Consider the following 334-nt stretch of genomic DNA (forward strand, 5'->3'; position numbering starts at 1 on the left):
GAGCCACGAGGAGTTTATACGCCGTTTTGCGATGCATATTTTGCCGAAAAGATTTGTGAAAATCCGTCATTATGGTTTTTTGAGCAGCACCTGGAAGCGTATCAAGCTTAAAAATCTACAACAAAAATTAGGCATCCAGCCTAAAGAAAAGCTTCCGCCAAAAGTTTTTCAGCCGAAATGTAGTTGTTGTAAAGTTGGAAATTTGGTAACGATTGCCACGTTCGATCTTCGAGGTCCGCCGCAATGGTTTTTGGAGATGAGCCAAAGCCAGCCAACGCCTAAAAAATAGATTTTTGGGTAAGGGAAATTATGCCCCAACGTGAAGGAAAACACG

At 42.2% G+C, this 334-nt stretch carries 1 protein-coding gene; it reads left to right on the forward strand.

Annotation, left to right across the window (positions count from 1 at the left end):
* Positions 1–289: transposase (locus QWT87_RS21185; protein ID WP_302718736.1), on the forward strand; the 289-nt coding region annotated here is incomplete at its 5' end.
* Positions 290–334: the final 45 nt, after the last annotated feature.

This window comes from Chryseobacterium urinae, from assembly GCF_030518295.1.
GTDB lineage: Bacteria > Bacteroidota > Bacteroidia > Flavobacteriales > Weeksellaceae > Chryseobacterium > Chryseobacterium mucoviscidosis.